The following is a 20,991-nucleotide window of genomic DNA, read 5'->3' on the forward strand; positions in this document are numbered from 1 at the left end:
TCGTAGGGCACGCCGCGAGTGTCCGTTATGAGACAAATACCTGCCGGCTCTCAGGGACAGCCTGACCGGCAGTTCCCGGCCCACTGCGGCCACTGGGTCAGCAAACCGAGACGTCTGCTACGGAGTGGTAAGCAGGCAATCAAGTAACCTGTCACCGGAACTGAGCCGCGCAATGCCACCAGTCCGGCCAGACAGCCGGGTTCGACGGCCACGATCTCTGCCAGCCCGAGCGTCTCTCCGATGAGAAGACAGGGTTCTGACAAGGCCGCAACCGGCGCCGCGGCGGCTTGCATGTGCGCAAGCACGCGCTGACCGATGTCGCGAATGTCGGCGGCACGCTCGCGCAGATAGGCATCGTCCATCTGCTCGAACACCAGAGCTGGGCGGAGGTGCGTCACGCCGCCAGCACGCCTAGCACTCGGCGGTAGTGGATGAGCGGGGCGCCGATGCCCTGCGCCGCCAGGCGCACCCGGCCGGCACGCCCGTGCTGTGCGTCGATACGAAGAAGAAGGAGTTGCTCGGCTACCTGCATCGCCCCGGCCAGTGCTGTGGCACCGGTGTCCAGCTCGTCTACGACCATGATTTTCGCCATCTTGCCGAGGGCCAGCTCGTGCCGCACGGCGTGTACGACGACTTCAACCATCGCGGCTTCATCACCCTCGGCACCTCGCGCGAGACCAGTGCGTTCGTCTGCGACGCCATCGCTCCGGCCTGGACCGAAACCTTCCGCCACGACGACCCGCAGGCGACGGAGATCGTCCTGACTTTCGATGCCGGCGGCGCCAACGCGGCGCGCTCGCTGCGCAATTTTTCCAAGCCCCTATTTTTCCCACCGGGGCTGCAAAACGCGAGGCGTTACATGTGAGAACTGACCCCAGTCACCCCGCGAGGCGTTACATGTGAGAACTGACCCCAGTCACCCCGACCCCAGTCACCCCGTGCGAGCGAGTACCGGCCGCGCCATGGCGACGTTCCTTGTAAGGAAAGATCGCTGTAGTATATCCGCAGTACATCCAGCGGCCACAACGGTCTAGGGGTTAACAGATGGCGGCAGTAAAGACCGAGACCATCACGGTGCGGATCGAGCCCGCGGTGAAGGCGGGCCTGAAGGCGGCCGCCGAGCAAGAGCACCGCTCCATCGCAAACATGGTCGAGGTGCTGATCCGGGACCACTGCGGGCGCCATGGCATCCCCATCGGACAGCCAACGTCCAAGACCGGGGCGGAAGAGAAGTGAGCAAGAATCAGACCGAAAACAGCATGGAGCCGACTGTGACTGCAGTCAAAAACAAGGACAACCGCCGTTGAACACTCAGACGCACGAAGAGCTGAAAGGAAAGATCTGGGAGATCGCAAACCGGCTGAGGGGTCCGTATCGGCCGCCTCAGTACCGCCTGGTGATGCTTCCCATGGTCGTCTTGCGGCGGCTCGATTGTGTCCTGGAGCCGACCAAGGATGCCGTGCTGAAGCAACGGGAGAAGCTGGAGGCCCAGCAGATGCCCGAAGCGGCCATGGATCGCCTGCTCGGCAAAGCCGCTGATCCGGACCGCAAACACCCGCTCTACAACACCAGCCCCTACACCTTCGCCCGTCTGCTCGGCGACGCGGAGAACATCGCGCCGAACCTCGTCTCCTACATCAACGGCTTCTCACCGACCGCCCGGAGCATCTTCGAGCGCTTCAAATTCGCCGATCAGATCGAGAAGCTGGACGCCAGCAACCGGCTCTTCACCATCGTCAAGGCGATGGCGGATGTCGATCTCCATCCCGACAGGATCGACAACCTCCAGATGGGTTACCTGTTCGAGCATCTGGTGATGCGCTTCAACGAGCAGGCCAACGAAGAGGCGGGCGATCACTTCACCCCGCGCGAGGTCATCCGCCTGATGGCCAATCTCGTCTACACCGGCGAGCAGGACGTCTACAAGCCCGGCATCTACCGCACCATCTACGACCCGGCCTGCGGCACCGGCGGCATGCTCTCCGAATCCGAGAAGCTGATCCTCTCCCAGAACGAGCGCGCCGAGCTCGCCCTGCACGGCCAGGAGTACAACGACGAGTCCTGGGCCATCTGCTGCTCGGACATGCTCATCAAGGACGAGGACACCAGCAGCATCGTGCTCGGCGACACCCTGGGCGACGGCAAGACCCGCGACGGATTCGAGGGCAAACGCTTCCACTACATGCTCGCCAACCCGCCCTTCGGCGTCGAGTGGAAGGACCAGAAGGCCCAGGTCGAGAACGAGCACAAGACCTTGGGGCTAGCGGGCCGTTTCGGCGCCGGCCTGCCGGCCATCAACGACGGCTCGCTGCTGTTCCTCCAGCACATGATCGCCAAGATGCACCCCCATGCCGACGGGGACGAAGACCGGCCAGCTCTCCAAGATCGCCATCGTCTTCAATGGCTCGCCGCTCTTCTCCGGTGACGCCGGCTCCGGCCCCTCCAACATCCGCCGCTGGATCATCGAGAACGACTGGCTCGACGCCATCGTCGCCCTGCCGGACCAGCTCTTCTACAACACCGGCATCTTCACCTACGTCTGGCTGGTGACCAACCGCAAGCCCCCGGAGCGGCGCGGCAAGGTGCAGCTCATCGACGGCACCCGCTTCTACCAGAAGATGAAGAAGAGCCTCAACAACAAGCGCAACGAGATCAGCGAGGACCAGATCCGCTTTCTCACCCAGGTTTATGGCAACTACCAGGACGGCGAGACCGCGGAGGTACCGATCAACGGCGAGACCGAGACCCGCGTCATCTCGCGCATCTTCGAAAATCGGGAATTCGGCTTTCTCAAGGTCACGGTCGAGCGCCCCTTGCGCATGAACTTCGAGGCGACCCCGGAGCGCATCGCCCGGCTTGACGAACAGACCGCCTTCGCCAATCTGGCCGTCTCGAAGAAGCGCAAGGACAAGGCCCAGGTCGAGCGCGAGGAACAGGAAGGCCGCAAGCAACAGGACGCCATCCGCGCCCTGGTCGCGACGCTCGAAGGCAACGGCCGCTACATGGATCGCGCCGCCTTCGATGCCGACTTGACGCGGGCCGCGAAGCGGGCCGGCATCAAGCTCGCTGCCCCGATCAAGAAGGCCATCTTCGCCGCCCTTGGCGAACGCGACCCGGACGCCGAGATCTGCCGCGACGGCAAGGGGCGCTCAGAGCCCGACAGCGAGCTGCGGGACACCGAGAACATCCCGGTCCCGCCCGGCACCACACTGCCCCTGCCCATGGACTTCGGCCCGGACAAGCCCAACGACCGGCTGATCGCGACCTTCCGGGACGAGATCGACGCCTACATCGCGCGCGAGGTGCTGCCCCATGTCCCCGACGCCTGGGTGGACTACGACAAGACGAAGGTCGGCTACGAGATCCCGATCAACCGGCATTTCTATGTCTACAAGCCGCCGCGACCGCTCGATGAGATCGAGGCAGACATTACGAAACTTGAAGGGGAGATTGCGGGGCTGCTGAAGGGGCTGGTGCCGTGAGCTACTTTGCGCACAGCGATGAACTGCCCGAGTGGGCGGCGCATGTCCCGGAAGGTTGGGGTAGCAACTGGCTAAAGTGGTCGGTTGACCTATCCACGAAGCGCCCGACCGAAGAAGAGCAAGAGGCACTTCCATTCATCTCCAACGAGGATATCGCGCCCTGGACGGGCAAACTTCTGGTCGAGGAGCCGAAGCCGGCTGAGGCGGACAGCCGCAGGTTTCACAAAGATGATGTTCTCTTCAACAAGCTCCGCCCGTATCTCGCCAAGGTATTGCACGCGACATTTGACGGAGTGAGTTCTGGGGAACTCCTTTGCCTCCGGCCTTCCCAGACTGTTGAGCCCCGCTTCTTGTTCTACGTGCTTGTTTCAAAGGGCTTCATTGACACCATCAACGCCGAAACCTTTGGGGCGAAGATGCCCCGCGCGGACTGGGAGATCGTAGGCCATCAGCCGCTACCTTTACCCGCTCCCGACACGCAACGACGGATTGTGCAGTTTCTGGATGAGAAGACGGCGCGAATCGACGGACTGATCGAGAAGAAGCGCGCGCTGCTGGACCGGCTGGCCGAGAAGCGCCAGGCCCTCATCACCCGCGCCGTAACCAAGGGCCTCAACCCCGACGCCCCCCTGAAACCCTCCGGCATCGACTGGCTCGGCGACATCCCGGCGCATTGGGAAAAGGGCAACATACGTCGCTTCGCTCAAATGAAGACGGGACACACGCCTTCGCGGTCCAACCCAGAGTATTGGGACGAATGCACTATCCCGTGGTTCACACTCGCTGACGTTTGGCAGTTAAGGGATGGGACCCGCTGGTATTTGGAAGAAACAGCTGAAAAGATCAGTGAAATCGGCCTCGCCAATTCGGCAGCGGAATTGCTCCCGGCTGGAACAGTGGTCTTCTCGCGTACTGCCTCGGTTGGCTTTTCCGGGATCATGCCGCAGCCGATGGCTACCACGCAGGACTTCTGGAACTGGATTTGCGGCCCCAAGCTGACGTCCGAGTATCTTCTCCTCTTATTCAGGAGTATGAGGCAAAAGTTTGAGGAGAGCACAAGCGGCTCAACCCATAAGACGATCTATCAGGGGATCGCAGCGGGTCTTGAAATCTGTGTAGCACCGATTGAAGAACAGCGGGAAATAGCATGCTTGGTCTTCGAGTGGGCGGCTGCGATCGATGCGGCCGCGAGGCAGGTCCGTAGCTCCATCGATTTGCTGTCGGAGTATCGCGCCGCCCTCATCACGGCCGCGGTTACAGGGAAGATCGAGAGCCTCGAATGATACTGACGGCCGCCACATATTTCGAGCATCTGAAGGCGTACGTAAACAGCGACTACGTCATCCACGATGGATCGGGAAGCAAGGTTGTTCTAACCGAGAAGTACTTCCGCCGGGAAGACGTGAAACCTCAACAGCGAAGAATCGAACTGCTGTTGCCTGGTGCGGGAATGGCATTCAAGCTCGACCAAGATGACTTCGATGCATCAAAGAGTACGAGCAAGCCGCCGCTCTTTCACTTCCTCGACGGTAATGCGAAACCCTGGTCAAAGCGCTGTGATTTCGTGATCTTCTACGTCAACGGTCGATCCTTCTATCCTGACTTCATCGAATTCAAGTCAAAGAGCCTGGCCGCTGAGAAGATCGTGCCGCAGCTCAGGGCCGGGACATGCTGGGTTGCCAGCCTGAAGCGCACGATCGAGCACTACACCGGTGACAAACGCAAGCTCCGTCTGCGCAAGTTCGTCTTTGCTGAGAACGCGAACCCCGGCCCGTATATCGACGGAAACCGGCAGCTCAATGCCGATCCCTCAATTCGCTACTATCACTTAGACGAGGTGCAGGGGCGTCCACTTGCCGACCTTCAAAATACTTCGGTGCAGGAGATTTGAACCATGTCCGGCCAGACCGAACGCGATTTCGAGACAGCGATCGAAGCCGGGCTGACCAGTTCGGGCGGCTATGAGAAGCGAGGCCCGGCCGACTATGACGAGGGCCTGGCGCTCTTCCCCGAGGACGTCACCGGCTTCCTGAAGGACAGCCAGCCGGCCAAGTGGGCCGCACTGGAGGCGCTGCTCGGGCCGAAGACGGCCGCGACCGTGCTCGACAGCCTGGCCAAGGAGCTGGACCTCAAGGGCACGCTGCACGTCCTGCGCCATGGGTTCAAGTGCTACGGCAAGACCTTTCGTATGGCCTGGTTCCGGCCGAACACCCGCATGAATCCCGAGGCGGCGGAGCACTACGCCAAGAACCGGCTGACCATCGCGCGCCAAGTCGGCTTTACCTCGGTGATGAAGAAGGCGGACGGCCCGGATGCAAACAGGCACCGCCGCTGCATCATCGATGTCACCCTGGCCGTCAACGGCATCCCTGTCGTCACCGCCGAGCTCAAGAACCCGTTGACCGGACAGCGCGCCGCCGATGCGATGCGCCAATACGCGCATGAGCGGGACGAGCGCGATCTGCTCTTCGCCTTCAAGAAGCGCGCCCTGGTGCACTTCGCCCTGGACCCGGACGAGGTGTGGATGACGACCCGGCTGAGAGGGAAGGAGACCCATTTCCTGCCCTTCAACCGGGGCAACAACCACGGGGCGGGTAACCCACCGGCGGAGGGGAACTGGAAGACCCACTACCTCTGGGACGAGGTGCTGAAGGCCGACAGCCTGTTGGAGATCCTGCAACGCTTCATGCACCTGGAAGCGAAGGAAAAGCAGGTCAAGACCGACAAGGGTGTGCGCACCGTGCGCAAGGAGACCATGATCTTCCCGCGCTATCACCAGCTCGACGCGGTTCGCCGGCTGGTGGCCCACGCGAAGGCCCACGGCTCGGGCCGCAACTACCTGATCCAGCATTCGGCCGGTTCCGGCAAGTCGAACTCGATCGCCTGGCTCGCGCACCGGCTGGCGAGCCTGCACGATGCGCAGGACGAGAAGGTGTTTCACTCGGTCGTCGTGGTCACGGATCGGCGGGTGCTCGATCAGCAGTTGCAGGCGACCATCTACCAGTTCGAGCACAAGACCGGCGTGGTCGAGAAGATCGACGAGGATACCCAGCAGCTCGCCCGCGCCTTGTCCCAGGGCACGCCCATCGTCATCACCACCATCCAGAAGTTTCCCTTCATCTCCCAAGCGCTCTTGACCCTGGAGAAGAAGGGGAGCGGCGTGACCATCGACACGGCGGGCAAGCGCTTCGCCGTCATCGTCGACGAGGCGCACTCGTCCCAGAGCGGGGAGACGGCGACGGCGCTGAGGGGCATGCTGAACCAGCACGGCATCGAGGCGGCCATTGCCGCGCAGCTGTCTGACGAAGAGGATGATGCCCTGTCCGATGACGCCCGGGCGGCGGTGCTGCGCGATGCACTGAAGCGCGCCCGGCAGCCGAACTTGAGCGTCTTCGCCTTCACCGCCACGCCGAAGTTCAAGACCAAGGCCCTGTTCGACGAGCCCGGCCCGTCCGGCACCTCGCCCTTCCACGAGTACAGCATGCGCCAAGCCATCGAGGAAGGCTTCATCATGGACGTGCTCGCGAACTACACCACCTACAAGCGCTTCTTCGGCCTGATCAAACAGGTCGAGAACGACCCCGATGTGCCGCGCAAGAAGGCCGCGAAGGCGCTGGCGCGCTATCTGGAGCTGCATCCAGTCAATATCGAACAGGTTGTCTCCGTCATCGTCGAACATTTCCGGCTCTACGTGATGCACGAGCTGGGTGGGCGGGCGAAAGCGATGGTGGTTACCGGCTCACGCCTCGCGGCCGTGAGATACAAGCTCGCTTTTGATCGCTACATCAAGGATCAGGGCTACACGGGCATTCGCTCGCTGGTGGCCTTCTCGGGCACGGTCGAGGACCCGGACGACCCCGGTTCGTCCTACACGGAAGTGGCGATGAACGAGGGACTCGCTGAAAGCGAGCTGCCCGAGACCTTCGAGCGCGACGATTACCGGGTTCTATTGGTCGCGGAGAAGTACCAGACCGGCTTCGACCAGCCCCTGTTGCAGACCATGTATGTGGTGAAGCGGCTGGCCGGTGTGCAGGCGGTGCAGACCCTCTCGCGGCTCAACCGCATCGCGCCTGGCAAGTCGCGCACCTTCGTGCTCGATTTCGCCAACGAGGAAGATGACATCTTCCAGGCGTTCAAGCCCTACTACGAGACGACGCCGGTTGACGAGAACGCCGATCCGCAGCGCCTTTCGGAACTGCAACACCGCCTGCTGGAGTGGGCGATCTTCACGCCGGCGGATGTGACCGCTTTCGCCGAAATCTGGTACAGCCATAAGCGCGAACACTCGGCGAGCGATCACAAGAAGATGAACGCTGCACTCGATGTCGTCGTGCAGCGCTTTGCGGAAAGAGAAGAGGAAGAGCGGGAGGAGTTTCGTGGCCAGTTGGCGGCCTACCGCAACCTCTATGCCTTCCTGTCGCAGATCATCCCTTACCAGGATAGCGACCTGGAACGGCTCTACACCTTCGTGCGGAACCTGTTGGCGAAGCTCCCCCCACCGGGAGAAGGTCAGGGCTTCGTGCTCGACGACGAGGTGGCGCTACGGTTCTTCCGGCTTCAACAGATGACCGAAGGTTACATCGACCTCGCGCAGGGGGAGGCTTACCCCTTAAAGGGACCGACCGATGTCGGAACTGGAGGTGTCAGGGATGAACCAGTTGCTCTTTCGAGCCTGATCGACACCCTCAACGAGCGCTTCGGCACCGACTTCACCGAGGCGGATCAGTTGTTCTTCGACCAGATCCGGGCCTCGGCGGAAAGCGACGAGAACATCGCGGAGGCTGCCCGCGCCAACAACTATTCAAACTTCGCCGCCTACTTCGATCGGATGCTCGACGAACTGTTCATCGCGCGCATGGAGGGCAACGAGGAGATCTTCTCTCGGGTGATGACGGATGCCGAGTTCCGCTCGACGGCGCATGAGCACCTTGCGCAGGAGATTTTTCGCCGGGTGCGAGAGCAAGCGTAGGCCGCTCCCGTGCGTGAACTTGCGTAGTCCGGAGTCAAGGCGCACCCCGGAAGGACGACTGCCGGAGCCGTTAAGAGTGCGCGAGAATCGGATGACGTGCGGAGCCGAGCACCGGAGCGATTGACGGGAGACTTGCCATGGCACTGTGGTTGGTTCGCGCCGGTCGTCACGGCGAGTATGAAAAGAAGTTCCTCGGTGAGAGCCGCGTCTATCTCACCTGGAACGGGCTCTCGCAAGATCTCGGCTCGCTCAAGAACCGCGGGTAACTCCGCGTCTTGTTGGAGAAGGTTTATCCCGACGCGCCCAAGGGCCGGATCACCAACAACCTGGGGCAGATCTGGGCCTTCAGCCAGGCCATCGCCAAGGGCGATTGGATCGTGCTGCCCCGCAAGCAGAAGCCCGCGATCCATGTCGCGAAGGTCACCGGGAATTACACCTTCAACCCCGACGGCGATGATCCGTTCTTTCACTTCCGGGATGTCGAATGAATTGCCCAGGATGTACCGCGCACCAACTTCGATCAGGACTTGTTGTATTCCTTCGGTGCCTTCATGACCGTCTGCCAGGTGAGCCGTAACGATGCCGAGCAACGGGTTCACCAGATGGCGAAGCACGGATGGAAGTCCTCGGGCGCCCCGGCCGGCCCGAAGAAGAAAGCCGACGACGAGGCCACGGCTAGCGGCGAGGGACTGGAGGACTTGGCCCAGGCCGCGCGGGATCAGATCGCCAAACTGATCATCGCCCGTTTCCAGGGGCACGGCATGGCGCGGCTGGTGGATGCTGTGCTTCGCGCCAGGGGATACACCACCTACCTGAGCCCAGAGGGTCCGGACAAGGGCATCGACATTCTGGCGTCACCGGAGCCGATGGGGTTCGGCGAGCCGCGTGTCTGTGTGCAGGTGAAATCTGGGGATTCCACCCTGGATCGCCCGACGCTGGACCAGCTCATCGGCGTGATGCAGAACGTCCAGGCCAGCCACGGCCTGTTGGTCTCTTGGGGCGGTTTCAAGTCCAGCGTCGACAAGGAAGAGGCCACCCAGTTCTTCCGCGTGCGCCTTTAGGATCAGGGTGACCTCATCGACCAAGTCCTCGCGCACTACGACAAGCTGGACGAGGAGATCCGCACGGAACTGCCGCTGAAACGGATGTGGGTGGTTGCCGAGGCGGCGGAGTCATCGTTGTTGTGCAACACCCGCTATCGCTCGTGTTGCGGAGCTTTGTTCCGCCCGGCACCAGAAAGGCAAACAACGCCTTTCTGATGCCGGGCTTGGATCACTCCCCATCCACATCAACGGGAGCTTTGAGCGGGCAAGTAACGTACGCCCACGCTGGGTTAAGCAGACATATGGCACGCACCACGATACGTCTCGTCAATGACATCCCTGTACTGCGCTAGCCCGCCCGGTTTAGCGTTCGCGTCCCGCTTCAGCGCCGTCCGATTACGTGTCTGCTGGAGGAGCGGTTGCGGCCGATCTCCGGCGCCGGCTGAGCGTCCGCACTTGGCCGACAGCTGCCCATCCCGGCACTGCCGAAGCCTGTCCGTTGTCTCGCCCCAAGCTGCCGCTTCCCGCAGGCATCGGCGGCGGAGAGTGCGCTCCAGGCACCGACCGCAAGGGAACGCGATAACGCCGATCACGCGTTGTGCTATCTCACTCTGTTGATCTGCTGCCCCAGCATGTCCGGCGTCACCAGCGTCACGCCGCCCTCGCTCACATGGAAGCCGGCGGCCTCGTCGGCGGCGCGGTTGTAGCCGATGGTGGTGTTTGGCGCGATGCGGCACCAGCGGTCGATGACGGCCCGCTGGATGCGGCAGTTGCGACTGATCTCGACGTTCGGCAGTACCACCGAGTCCTGTACGTAAGAAAACGAGTTCACACGCACGCTGGAGAAGAGCAGCGAATGGCGCACCGTGGCGCCGGAGATGATGCAGCCGCCGGAGACCATGGAGTCCACGGCCATGCCGCGGCGCTCGTCGCTGTCAAAGACGAACTTCGCCGGCGGCAGCTGCTCCTGATAGGTCCAGATGGGCCAGTGCTCGTCATACAGGCTGAGCGGCGGTGTGACGCCGATGAGCTCCAGATTGGCCTCCCAGAAGGCGTCCACGGTGCCGACGTCCCGCCAATAGGCCTGCTCGCCGGACTTCGGGTCCCGGAACGGATAGGCCATGACCCGGTAGTGCTTGATCACATAGGGCAGCAGGTCCTTGCCGAAGTCACGGCTGGAGCCCGGTTGGTCGGCATCACGGATGAGCTGCTCGTACAGAAAGTCCCGGTTGAAGACATAGATGCCCATGGACGCGAGCGACAGTCCCGGCTGGTCCGGGAGCTCGGGCGGCGCCGACGGCTTCTCGACGAAGCCGCACACCCGCCCCTCGCTGTCCACGTCCATGACACCGAACTCCCGGGCGCGCTCCGCCGGCACCTCCAGGCAGCCGACGGTGAGATCCGCCCCGGTTTCGACGTGGTGGGCGATCATGGTGCCGTAGTCCATTTTGTAGACGTGATCGCCGGCGAGGATGAGCACGTATTCCGGGTCGTGATTGCGGATGATGTCCAGGTTCTGGAACACCGCATCCGCCGTGCCGGCATACCAGGCGGTCTCGGCGACCCGCTGCTGCGCCGGCCACAGCTCCACGAACTCGCCGAACTCGCCGCGCAGGAAGCCCCAGCCCTTCTGAATGTGGCGGATCAGCGAGTGCGCCTTGTACTGGGTCAGCACCCCGATGCGGCGGATGCCGGAATTGATGCAGTTGGACAGCGGGAAATCGACGATGCGGAACTTGCCGCCGAAGGCCACGGCGGGCTTGGCACGCCAGCGGGTCAGGTCTTTCAAGCGCGAGCCGCGCCCGCCGGCCAGAATCAGCGCCAGGGTGTTGCGGGTCAGACGGCTGACGAAACGCGGTCCGGCATCCGGCATGGGTCACCTCGTGGGGTCTTGGGGGCGCCGGTGTTGGGGCGCCGGCGTCCGGGTGCCGCAGGGACTCAGGCGTCAGCGCGTCCCGGCGCAGCCCGCAGTCGCCCCGCAGTCGCCTGCCTCGCCGGCGGTGGATGCGCTTCGCTCATGCACCCGACTTCGGGCCCCCGCAACCTCCCCATGGCGCTGCCCGCCACCGGCCGGCGGCAACCCCCGGGAGCCCCATGGTAGCATTGCGGGTCGTCACGCCGCCGCCGTTCATGCCCGCACCGGCCCGGCACAAGATACGCCAACGGAAGTCCTCATGCCCATCGGTCCCTCCCCGTCTCCCGCCCTCCCCGAGCCGCTGCTGCGCATCATCGAGGCACGTCACCACGACCCCTTCGAGGTACTCGGCAGCCACCGCCAGGATGACGGCACCGCCACGGTGCACGCCTTTCTGCCGCAGGCGGAGCGCGCCCGCATCAACGAGGCGGGCATCGACCTTGAGCGGATTCCCGGCACGGACCTGTTCGCCTGGGAAGGCCCGGCGGACCAGCTCGCGCAGCACAGCCATTACCGCGTCACCTGGTACGACCGCCAGGGCCGGGTGGAGAGCCGCTGCGACCCTTACACCTTCGGCCCGCAGCTCGGCGACTTCGACCTGCACCTGTTCGGTGAGGGGCGCCACTGGCATGCGTATCGGTTCCTGGGCTCGCACCGGCGCACGGTGGACGGCGTCGAGGGCTTTCAGTTCGCGGTCTGGGCGCCGGGCGCCCACCGCGTCAGCGTCATCGGCGACTTCAACAACTGGGACGGGCGCGCGCACCCCATGCGCGTGCGCGGCGGCTCCGGCGTCTGGGAGCTGTTCATCCCGGACCTGACGCCGGGCACCCTGTACAAATACGAGCTGCGCGACGGCGGCGGCAACGTGCATGTGAAGATCGACCCCTACGCCAACGCCTTCCAGGAGCGCCCGGACAACGCCTGCATCCTGACCGCCCCCAGCAGCTACCGCTGGGGCGACGCCGAGTGGCTCGCCGCCCGCGCCAAGCGCGACTGGCAGCACAGCCCCATCTCCGTCTACGAGATCCACCTGGGCTCATGGCAGCGGGAGGCCGACGGCAGCTTCCTGAACTACCGCGAGATCGCCAAGCGCCTGGCGGCTTACTGCACCGAGATGGGCTTCAACTACGTCGAGCTGCTGCCCGTTACCGAGCACCCGCTCGACGCCTCCTGGGGCTATCAGGCAACGGGATACTTCGCCCCCACCGCCCGCTTCGGCGCGCCGGACGACTTCCGCGCTTTCGTGGACGAGCTGCACAAGCACGACATCGGCGTGCTGCTGGACTGGGTGCCGGCACACTTCCCGCGCGACACCACGGCGCTCGCCAAGTACGACGGCACGGCGCTGTACGAGCATGCCGACCCGCGCCAGGGCGAGCACAAGGACTGGGGCACGCTCATCTTCAATTACGGCCGTCACGAGGTGAAGAATTTTCTGCTGTCCAGCGCCCTCTACTGGCTCGCCGAGTACCACATCGACGGCCTGCGCGTGGACGCGGTGGCCTCCATGCTCTACCTGGACTACTCCCGGGAAGACGGCGAATGGATCCCGAACAAGTACGGCGGCAACGAAAACCTGGACGCCGTGGATTTTCTGCGCCAGTTGAACACCGTCACCCATGAGCAGCACCCGGGCTCCCTGATGGTGGCAGAGGAGTCCACCTCCTGGCCGCAGGTCTCCCGCCCCACCTATTTGGGCGGCCTGGGCTTCAGCATGAAATGGAACATGGGCTGGATGCACGACACCCTGTCCTACATGGAAAAGGATCCGATCTACCGCCACTACCACCACGACCTGCTGACCTTCGGGCTGCTCTACGCCTTCACCGAGAACTTCGTCCTGCCCTTCAGCCACGACGAAGTGGTCCACGGCAAGAAGTCCATGCTGGACAAGATGCCGGGGGACGCCTGGCAGAAGTTCGCATCGCTGCGGCTGCTCTACACTTTCATGTTCACCTACCCGGGCAAGAAGCTCCTGTTCCAGGGCTGCGAGTTCGGCCAGGGGCAGGAATGGAACTTCGATGCCGAGGCCGACTGGTATCTGTTGGAGCGCCCGCAGCATCAGGGCATCAAGCAGATCGTGCGCGACCTGAACCAGCTCTACCAGGCGCATCCGGCGCTGCACGAGGTGGACTTCGACAGCGCCGGCTTCGAGTGGATCGACTGCCACGACTCCAGCCAGTCCGTGCTGAGCTATCTGCGCAAGTCCAAGGACGGCAAGCAGATTGTCTGCTGCGCCTTCAACTTCACACCCGTGCCGCGGGAGAACTACCGCATCGGCGTGCCGCTGCCGGGCTACTACCGCGAGGCCATGAACTCCGACGCCGAGCTCTACGGCGGCAGCAACGTCGGCAACCGCGGCGGCGTGCATGCCGAGCCCGTGAGCTGGATGGGCCGGCCCAACTCCATCCCCCTCGCGCTGCCGCCGCTGGCGGGGGTCGTGATGGTGCATGAGCCGGAGGTGGACGCCGCAGCGGAGACCGCGGACACGCCGACGGCGACCGCCGAGGGGGCTGCTGCGGCTGCGCCCAGGGGCTCCGCCGCAAGCCCGGGCGCCGCCGCCGGCAGCGACGCAGACGCCGGTGCCGACCCCGACGCCACGCCGGGCTGACACGGCGGCTGCCCCGTCGCCGCGCCGGCGGGCGCTGACGACCGCCGCGACAGCGCTGTGCCTGCTGCTGGCGGCGCACGCCCTGGCTCAGCAGGCGGCACCAGACCCAGGCCCAGCGCCGGACGCCGCAGCTCGGGAAACCGCCGCACCGGAACAGCCCGGGGCAAGGGCACCCCATGACCGGCTCCCGCCCGAGGTGGCGGCCCTGCTGCCGGAGCTGACGCTCGAGCCGAGCCAGGTGAGCGCCTACGTGCGCGCGGTGGACGCCGACCGGCCCCTGCTGGCCGTGGCAGCCGAGCGGCCGCGCATCCCCGCCTCCACCATCAAGCTCGTCACCAGCATCGCCGCGCTGGACCTGCTCGGGCCTGACCACCAATGGCACACCGAGGTGCGGATTGATGGCGAGGTGGTGGCCGGCACCCTGGAGGGGCGCTTGAGCATCAAGGGCTACGGCGACCCCTTCCTCAGCACCGAGGATTACGCTGCGCTGATCCGCGCCGTCCGCGCCAAGGGCATTCGCCACATCGCAGGCGATCTGATCCTGGACAACAGCCACCTGGTGGCCCCCACGGCCGGGCGCGGCGACTTCGACGGGGCCGCGCAGCGCAGCTACAACGCCCTGCCGGCGGCACTCAGCCTGAACCGGCAGGTGACGGACGTGCACCTCTACCACGACCGTGCCCGCGGCGGGGTCGGCGTCTACACCGAGCCGCCGCTCAGCCACCTCGACATCGTCAACGAGGCGCGGGTGGTGCAGGCGCCCTGCCGCGGGCGCTACCACAGGCTCAGCGTGCGTTACACGGAGCCTGCACCCGCATCCACCGGTGAAGAGACGATTGCCGCAACGCCGCAGCCCGATGCCGACGGCAGCCCCGGCGGGGGCGATCCCGGGCCGCTGGAGCCGCAGCCGCCTGCGGATGACACACAGGCACAACAACCGCAGACCATCCCGCTGCCCGAGCTTCCCGGCAATGGCGGCCCCCAGGCCGGCTCGCGGGACCTGGACGCCGACGCCCGGGCGGCACAGCCGCCCAGGCTCACCATCACCGGCACCTTCGCCAGCGAATGCCCGGACGAGCGCATCCCGCGCCTGATCCTGAGCCCCGAGCAGCATGCCGCCGCGGCCTTCGACGCCCTCTGGCGGGAGGCCGGCGGCACCCTGAGCGGCCGGGTGCTGGCGGCATCCACGCCCGCGGGCGCCGAGCTGTTCCACAGCACCGACTCGGAGCCCCTGCACGCCGTGCTGCGGCGGATCAACAAGTGGTCCGACAACCTGATGGCGCGGCTCGTCTTCCTGGCCCTGGGCAGCCAGCACGCGGGTCCACCGGGCAGCAAGGAGAAGGCCCGGGAGGCGCTGCATGCCTGGCTCGCCGAGCGCGGCTTCCGCTTCCCGGAGCTTGTCATCGACAACGGCTCCGGTCTGTCGCGGGACAGCCGTATCGCCGCTGCCAGCCTGGGCGAGCTCCTGACCTGGGCCTACCGCCAGCCGTGGATGCCGGAGCTGATGGCATCCATGGCCATCATGGGCGTGGACGGCACCCTGGCCAAGCGCATGCGCAACGAGCCCATTGCCGGCCGCGCGCACCTGAAGACCGGCACCGTGCGCGACGCCAGCTGCATCGCCGGCTATGTGCTGGGCGCGGACGGTCGGCGCTGGGTCGTGGTGGTGCTGGTGAACGCCCTGCCCGGCCAGCGGCTCGCGGCCTGGCACGGTCACGCGGTGCACCACGCACTGCTGCGCTGGTTCCAGGACGGCGCCAAGCTGCCCTGAAGACGCCGCCTGGGGGGCCAAGGCGCTGGCGGCGCCGATGACGCGCCAGCGGCCCGGCCCCGGCCAGCTGGGCGACGGGCGAGGCCGAAGCGGTGCGTCGGGCTTCCAGCAGCGAGCACGGATCTCCCGGCCCCGAGCGGACGGATTTCCGCGTACGCGCTGTCTCGCTAGCGCAGCGCCGCCGTCACAAAGGCAAGATTGGTGGCCGCGTCGAAGGCATCCCGGCGCGTCACCGCGAGCACCTCCTCCGCGTCCATCAGGGCCTTCTCCGCCGCGACGGCTTCGGTGAGCGTGCCGAGGCCGACATCCAAGCCCTTGCGGGCGGCGTCCACGGTGATCCGGCTCGCCGCGACCAGGGAGCGGGCGCTGCGTTGCGCCGCCAGCGCCGTGCGCAGGGCCGTATAGGCCGCCGCGATCTCCCGGGCCGCGGCGTCGCGCACGGCGGCGACCTCCGCCTGGGCCGCACGCACCCGCGCATAGGCGCTCCTGCGCCGGCTCCGGCGAAGGCCGCCGTCGGACAGCGGCAGGGTCATGCCCACCAGCACGCCGGTCTGCTCCAACGGCGTGCCCAGCGTGCCGCTGTTGTTGAGGCGGAATTGGTTGTCGTCGACGGCCAGGCTGCCGACGACCCCGACCTTGGGCATGAAGGCCGCCTGCGCCAGGTCCACGCCGGCCTGTGCCGCGCGCAGCTCCGCCACGGCCGCGATGATGTCCGGGCGCTTGGCGAGCGCCGCATCGATGACCTGGTCCAGGGAGCGCGCGCTCGCCGCCGGCAGCGGCCCCGGAGACGCCAGGCGCAGCCGGATCGCCTGGGGCAGGCCGAGGGCGGCGTTGAGCGCCACATGGGCGGTGTCGGCCTCGCCCTGTGCATTGGTCAGCGACAGCTGCGCCTGGGCCAGCTGCTGGCGCGCCTGAGCCACCTCCACGCGGGTGCCGACCCCGCGCGCCTGCCCGGTCTCGGCAGCAGCGAGGATCTGCCGGGTCGCGGCAACGGCCCGCGCAGCGGTGCGGCGTTTCTCGGCCGCGGCCACGGCGGCGTGATACGCCTGGCTCACGTCGAACACCAGCTGCTGGTGCACCTGGTTGAATTCCACATTGGCAACGGTGGTAAGGTGCCGCGCCGCCCGCACTGCCGCATCGCGCTCGCCGAAGTCGAACAACAGCCACTCCAGGCTCAGCACCGGCATCACCCCCTGCACATCCGCGCTCAGGGTGCGGGTGCCGCCCAGCGGCAGCTGGATGGGCGTGGAGACGCGCTGATAGCCGCCGACGACAGTGGCGGCGAGCCGTGGCAGCAGCGTGGCCTCGGCCTCCCCCACCGCCTGCGCCGCCTGTCGTGCCGCCTCCCAGGCCACGCGGGTCTGCGGGTTGTTGCGCTGGGCGATGTCGATGAGCTCAGGCAGCGCGTAGGCGCGACCCGTATCGATGCCGACAGCCGGCGGCGCAGCGGCCCCGTCCCGGCGCCCGGCGCCCACCTGCGCCACCACGGAGGCGACCTCTGCCTGAAGCTCCTCCGGCACGGGCCAGGGCGCCGCCGGGCTCGCCGGCGTCGGTGCCGGCGTCAGGGTGCGGCAGCCCGTCAGCAACACCAGCAGCAAGCCGCCGGCGGCAAGGCCCAACAGAGCAGCACGGCGGCGCGCCCGGCGCATGCTGCATCGCACGCACCAGCGCGATAATGCCGGGCCGGCTTGGCGCCCGGCGCCGCCGCGTCGAGGCCGCCTGTCAGGTCGCTGGATCATACGCTTGCCCACTGCGCTCGACTCCCCAGGGCGGGCTCGCCGCCCGCATGCGCGAGGGCCAGCAACGGTGCCAGCCGCGCATCGAAGGCTTGGTACAACCGCCAGCGGTCCTGAAGGTCCGGGTCCTCGGCGCGGGCGAGCGCCGGCGCACCCTCGGGCATTCCCGGCGGCGCCGGCGCATCCGGCGCGTGCGCCCGCAGCCGCGCGGCAAAGGCTTCGAGCGCGTTGGCCCGCGCGCGGTCCTGGGTCTCGATGTCCGCGAGCATGTCCTGCCCCAACCACGCCGTCGCCCCGTCTGCGCCCGAGTGCATCGCCAGCAGCCGCAGCCGCTGCTGCGCCAACTGCGCGCCCACCTGGTAAAGGCCGTCGGCCAAGGCCGCGAGCTGCACCGCCTCGCGCCGGCGCTGACGGCTCGGGCGAATACGGGCGGGCTCGAACACCACCAGCTCGGCCGCATCCCGGGCCGCGGTGAGCGCCGCATTGATGCGGTCGCCGGCGCGTGCCACCGCCGCCGGGCGCGCGGGCGCCGCAAGCACGGCAGCGATGCCGTCCAGCCCGTCGGCGAAGCGCCGGCGCACCTTAGCTTCCGCGCTGACGGGCCAGAGTGTTGTAAAGAACAGCGCCACGGCAAGATTGCCCACCACCACCCCGATAAGCCGGCCGCTGGCCACGTCCAGGTGCACCGTGGGGCCGAACCCGTGCAGGGTCGCCAAGAAGAAGCAGAGTGCGATCTGCAGGCCGATGTAGGACGTCCGCTCGCTGCCGACGCCGATCCAGGCGGAGGCGAAGGCGACGACACCGATGACGAGCGCCAGCGAGCCCACGGAAGTCATGTGCGGAAAGGCGAAGATCAGCACCGCATAGCTCAGCACCGCGCCGATGGCGCAGCCGATGAGCCGCAGGATCAGCTTGTGCATGGTCTCCGCCACCGAGCTCAGGGCGACGTAGAAACAGGTGATGACACAGGTGTGGATGCCCGGCCAGTCGAGGGAGACATAGAACAGGTAGCAGGCGATCACCGCCAGCGTGGTCTTGAGCGCATAGCGGGGGTACTCGGGGTTGGTGAAGGCGTCCGCAACGAAGAGCCCGCCGCCAGCGGCGGGCGCCGCATCGCCCCTGGCCTCCGCGACGGCGGCGTCGTCGCCGGCGCAGACCCGCGCGAGCGCCGCCACCACGCGGTCGATCTCCTGCTCCTCGGCGCGGGGCGGTCGCGGCAGGCGGGTCGGGTCCAGCCCGCTCGGCCCGACGGCGGCCGGGTGCGGCGGGTCGGGCCGCTGGAGCCAGGCCTCGCAATGGCCGAGCACCGCATCGCGCTGTCGCAAGCGGGCAGGATCGCTCGGCAGGTGGGGCTGAGGCGCGGCGCCCGACAGCGCACTTGATCGCAACGCTGGATCAGCGCGCGCCGTCGCCGGCGTCTGCGCTGCCGCCAGCGCCGAGCGCGCCGCCAACGCCGTCAGCAGGCGCATGGACAGGCGCTCCATGGCCTCCAGCTGCGCCAGCCTGCGCATCGGCACCAGATGCAGCAGACGGGTCATCTTGGCGAAGTCCGCACTGCGGGCGTCGCCCTCGTGCAGCAGGGTCAGAAGACGGCGGCCGCCGCCGTCCCCATCGTGCAGCGCGGCACGGGCGGCAGCGAAGCGCTCGCGCAGCAGCGCGCGATAGAGCCGTACCGGGCTGCGCCCCGCCACCAGGTTACTGACGATGAGCAACGCCATGGGCACCAGACCCACCGGCAGCATCCAGAAGAAGGCGGTCTCGATGAGCTGCGGATAGCCGATCAGGTCCGGCGCCGTCAGCGCCATGGCCAGCACCATGGCCACGGAGCTGGCCACGGGCCCGAGCGACGTGGTGGCCGCGAGGAACATCCCGCCGAACACCAACAGGCCCAGAGCCGACACCCGCAGCGCCGGGGAGCCCAGGGTCGCCGCGGTGGCGACGAAGGCGACGCCGATCACCAGGACGATGAGCACCATCAGCACGAAGCCGTCGATGGAGCTGGTGGCGGCGTCGTCCTTGCTCGCGAAGAACACCAGATACGCCGCGAGCGCCGACTCCGGCATGCCGAAGGCCATGAAGACGATCACCACCAGCATGCACAGGACGGCGATGCGAAGGGCCCGGCCGAAGCGCCCCGGGAAGGGGGCGAGCTCCCGCCACAGGAAGGCCCACAGCCGCGCGCCCGCGGACGGCTCCAGCACGGCGGCGGTGGGGCTCATGCGCGCCGGCCGGCCGGCCGGCCACGGACCCCGCCGGCCGCGGGCACCGGCGGCGTCAACGCCGCTCATCCACCTGCACCACGGCGGAGGCGCCGATGCGCATGAGCCGCTCCGGCGGGTCCGTCAGCGCGATGCGCACCGGAAACCGCGCGGCCACCCGCACCCAGTTCAGGGTGCGCGCCACATAGGGCAGATCCCCGAGGGCACCGATGGCGTCGTCGGAGACCACGCCCCAGCCGATCTCCGCCACCTCGCCGGCGATGGGCCTGGACTGGTCGATCATGACGTAGACCCGGGCCGGATCGCCGACGCGCAGGTGCTTGAGGTCCGTCTCCCGAAACAGCGCCCGGGCATGCCAGCTTGCGGTGTCGATAAGGGTGAACAGCGGCTCCCCGGGCTGCAGAAACTCCCCCTCAGCCAGCCGCAGACCGGCCACCCGGCCGGCGATGGGTGCACGCACCGCGGTCTTTTCCAGCTCGCGGCGGGCGATGGCCACCAGGGCCTCGTTGGCGCGCACCTGCGCCTTGAGCGCGCGGGCGGTCTGCACCTCGCTCTCTGCGGCGCGGGCGCCCTCCAGTGCCTGGCGCAGCGAGACCTCGGCGTCGCCGACGGCGGTGCGCGCCTCGTCCAGCGCCTGCTGCGAGGCATAGCCATCCGCAGCCATGGCGCGGGTGCGCGCCAGTGACCGGTTGGCGAGCTCCAGGTTGGCGCGGGCGCGGCTCACCTCGTCGCGTGCCGCGGTGGCATTGGCGCGCTCGGACTGGAGCAGCCGCTCCTGCTCCGCCAGCTGCGCCTGCACGGCGGCCAGCTCGGCCTCGGCCAGCGCCAGCTCCTGACGGTAGGATTCGGCGGCGATGCGAAACAGCACCTGCCCGGCGTCGACCCGCTCGCCGTCGGCCACCCGCAGTGCCTGAAGGCGCCCCGGCACGGCAGCGGCGATGCGCACCACCTCCGCGTCGATCTCCGCATCGCTGGTGCGCGGGGCGTCGCTCAGCGTCGTCAAAAGGCGATAGCCCAGCCCGATGGTGCCCGCCAGCATGAGCACAAACAGCAGATGTCCCAGGGCCGCCAGCAGTCGCTCATGACGGCGACCGGTGCGCGCGGCGGGCTCCGGCATTGCCAGCGAGCCGACGGCGCCCGGACTCGCTGTGTCTGCCGTGCGCGCGTCCTGTCCGTCGGCCCGCACCGGTGTGCCACCCGCGGTCTCGGGCGGACCGTTCTCGGTGGGTGTTGTCCCGCTCATGC

General features: G+C 66.9%; 17 protein-coding genes. 12 read left to right on the forward strand and 5 right to left on the reverse strand.

From position 1 onward, the window contains the following. Positions 1-50: 50 nt before the first annotated feature. The gene (locus QZ607_RS18145) at positions 51-374 is read right to left on the reverse strand and encodes a hypothetical protein (protein ID WP_295885576.1); all 324 of its coding nucleotides are present in this window, start codon (positions 372-374) and stop codon (positions 51-53) included. 53 nt (positions 375-427) lie between these two features. On the opposite strand from QZ607_RS18145, the gene QZ607_RS18150 reads away from it, so the two are divergent. The 10 genes from QZ607_RS18150 to QZ607_RS18195 all read left to right on the forward strand — a co-directional run bounded on the left by QZ607_RS18150 (position 428) and on the right by QZ607_RS18195 (position 9,512). Beyond that, positions 428-865, forward strand: a complete 438-nt coding sequence (locus QZ607_RS18150) for a hypothetical protein (protein WP_295885579.1) — start codon at positions 428-430, stop codon at positions 863-865. A 179-nt stretch (positions 866-1,044) separates the two neighbouring features. Further along, the gene (locus tag QZ607_RS18155) at positions 1,045-1,236 is read left to right on the forward strand and encodes a hypothetical protein (protein WP_295885582.1); all 192 of its coding nucleotides are present in this window, start codon (positions 1,045-1,047) and stop codon (positions 1,234-1,236) included. Positions 1,237-1,303: 67 nt separating this feature from the next. Continuing rightward, the gene (locus tag QZ607_RS18160; protein ID WP_295885584.1) at positions 1,304-2,425 is read left to right on the forward strand and encodes a class I SAM-dependent DNA methyltransferase; all 1,122 of its coding nucleotides are present in this window, start codon (positions 1,304-1,306) and stop codon (positions 2,423-2,425) included. Next, positions 2,349-3,482, forward strand: a complete 1,134-nt coding sequence (locus QZ607_RS18165; protein ID WP_295885586.1) for an N-6 DNA methylase — start codon at positions 2,349-2,351, stop codon at positions 3,480-3,482. Before QZ607_RS18160 ends, QZ607_RS18165 begins: the two co-directional genes overlap by 77 nt. Then, positions 3,479-4,765: a restriction endonuclease subunit S gene (locus QZ607_RS18170; RefSeq protein ID WP_295885589.1), complete on the forward strand. Its 1,287-nt coding sequence runs from the start codon at positions 3,479-3,481 to the stop codon at positions 4,763-4,765. The genes QZ607_RS18165 and QZ607_RS18170 overlap by 4 nt, the downstream gene beginning before the upstream one ends. After that, the gene (locus QZ607_RS18175) at positions 4,762-5,373 is read left to right on the forward strand and encodes a hypothetical protein (protein WP_295885592.1); all 612 of its coding nucleotides are present in this window, start codon (positions 4,762-4,764) and stop codon (positions 5,371-5,373) included. Before QZ607_RS18170 ends, QZ607_RS18175 begins: the two co-directional genes overlap by 4 nt. 3 nt (positions 5,374-5,376) lie before the next feature. Next, positions 5,377-8,451: a DEAD/DEAH box helicase family protein gene (locus tag QZ607_RS18180; protein ID WP_295885595.1), complete on the forward strand. Its 3,075-nt coding sequence runs from the start codon at positions 5,377-5,379 to the stop codon at positions 8,449-8,451. Between the two features lie 137 nt (positions 8,452-8,588). Next, the gene (locus tag QZ607_RS18185; protein ID WP_295885598.1) at positions 8,589-8,717 is read left to right on the forward strand and encodes a hypothetical protein; all 129 of its coding nucleotides are present in this window, start codon (positions 8,589-8,591) and stop codon (positions 8,715-8,717) included. A 9-nt stretch (positions 8,718-8,726) separates the two neighbouring features. Further along, a complete protein-coding gene (locus QZ607_RS18190) occupies positions 8,727-8,939 on the forward strand; it encodes a hypothetical protein (protein WP_295885601.1) in 213 nt (70 codons plus the stop codon). A 39-nt stretch (positions 8,940-8,978) separates the two neighbouring features. After that, positions 8,979-9,512 (forward strand): restriction endonuclease, encoded by a 534-nt coding sequence (locus tag QZ607_RS18195; protein ID WP_295885603.1) that lies wholly within the window; start codon positions 8,979-8,981, stop codon positions 9,510-9,512. Between the two features lie 583 nt (positions 9,513-10,095). Here the strand turns inward: QZ607_RS18195 and glgC are convergent. After that, on the reverse strand, positions 10,096-11,367 hold the full coding sequence (glgC, locus tag QZ607_RS18200) for a glucose-1-phosphate adenylyltransferase (RefSeq protein WP_295885605.1): 1,272 nt from the start codon (positions 11,365-11,367) through the stop codon (positions 10,096-10,098). 301 nt (positions 11,368-11,668) lie between these two features. Between glgC and glgB the strand changes: the two genes are divergently transcribed. Then, positions 11,669-14,020: a 1,4-alpha-glucan branching protein GlgB gene (gene glgB / locus QZ607_RS18205; RefSeq protein ID WP_295885607.1), complete on the forward strand. Its 2,352-nt coding sequence runs from the start codon at positions 11,669-11,671 to the stop codon at positions 14,018-14,020. Between the two features lie 196 nt (positions 14,021-14,216). Beyond that, complete coding sequence (gene dacB, locus QZ607_RS18210) at positions 14,217-15,791, forward strand: D-alanyl-D-alanine carboxypeptidase/D-alanyl-D-alanine-endopeptidase (protein WP_295885609.1); 1,575 nt, start codon at positions 14,217-14,219, stop codon at positions 15,789-15,791. A gap of 167 nt (positions 15,792-15,958) precedes the next feature. Here dacB and QZ607_RS18215 read toward each other — a convergent pair whose 3' ends face one another. From QZ607_RS18215 to mdtN, 3 genes are all read right to left on the reverse strand, one after another. Next, the gene (locus QZ607_RS18215) at positions 15,959-17,410 is read right to left on the reverse strand and encodes a TolC family protein (RefSeq protein ID WP_295885611.1); all 1,452 of its coding nucleotides are present in this window, start codon (positions 17,408-17,410) and stop codon (positions 15,959-15,961) included. A gap of 116 nt (positions 17,411-17,526) precedes the next feature. Next, a complete protein-coding gene (locus tag QZ607_RS18220; RefSeq protein ID WP_295885613.1) occupies positions 17,527-19,746 on the reverse strand; it encodes an FUSC family protein in 2,220 nt (739 codons plus the stop codon). A gap of 55 nt (positions 19,747-19,801) precedes the next feature. Further along, complete coding sequence (gene mdtN, locus QZ607_RS18225; RefSeq protein ID WP_295885616.1) at positions 19,802-20,989, reverse strand: multidrug transporter subunit MdtN; 1,188 nt, start codon at positions 20,987-20,989, stop codon at positions 19,802-19,804. Between the last annotated feature and the right edge of the window lie 2 nt (positions 20,990-20,991).

The organism is uncultured Thiohalocapsa sp., assembly GCF_913063425.1.
In the GTDB taxonomy this organism is placed as follows: Bacteria; Pseudomonadota; Gammaproteobacteria; order Chromatiales; family Chromatiaceae; genus Thiohalocapsa.

What these genes read in the sequence shown, in the direction of transcription:
- QZ607_RS18155 (WP_295885582.1), top strand. Translation starts at nt 1,045, where the DNA reads ATGGCGGCAGTAAAGACCGAGACCATCACGGTGCGGATCGAGCCCGCG.
- QZ607_RS18165 (WP_295885586.1), top strand. Translation starts at nt 2,349, where the DNA reads ATGCCGACGGGGACGAAGACCGGCCAGCTCTCCAAGATCGCCATCGTC.
- QZ607_RS18175 (WP_295885592.1), top strand. Translation starts at nt 4,762, where the DNA reads ATGATACTGACGGCCGCCACATATTTCGAGCATCTGAAGGCGTACGTA.
- QZ607_RS18180 (WP_295885595.1), top strand. Translation starts at nt 5,377, where the DNA reads ATGTCCGGCCAGACCGAACGCGATTTCGAGACAGCGATCGAAGCCGGG.
- QZ607_RS18185 (WP_295885598.1), top strand. Translation starts at nt 8,589, where the DNA reads ATGGCACTGTGGTTGGTTCGCGCCGGTCGTCACGGCGAGTATGAAAAG.
- glgC (WP_295885605.1), bottom strand. Translation starts at nt 11,367, where the DNA reads ATGCCGGATGCCGGACCGCGTTTCGTCAGCCGTCTGACCCGCAACACC.
- glgB (WP_295885607.1), top strand. Translation starts at nt 11,669, where the DNA reads ATGCCCATCGGTCCCTCCCCGTCTCCCGCCCTCCCCGAGCCGCTGCTG.
- QZ607_RS18220 (WP_295885613.1), bottom strand. Translation starts at nt 19,746, where the DNA reads ATGAGCCCCACCGCCGCCGTGCTGGAGCCGTCCGCGGGCGCGCGGCTG.
- mdtN (WP_295885616.1), bottom strand. Translation starts at nt 20,989, where the DNA reads ATGAGCGGGACAACACCCACCGAGAACGGTCCGCCCGAGACCGCGGGT.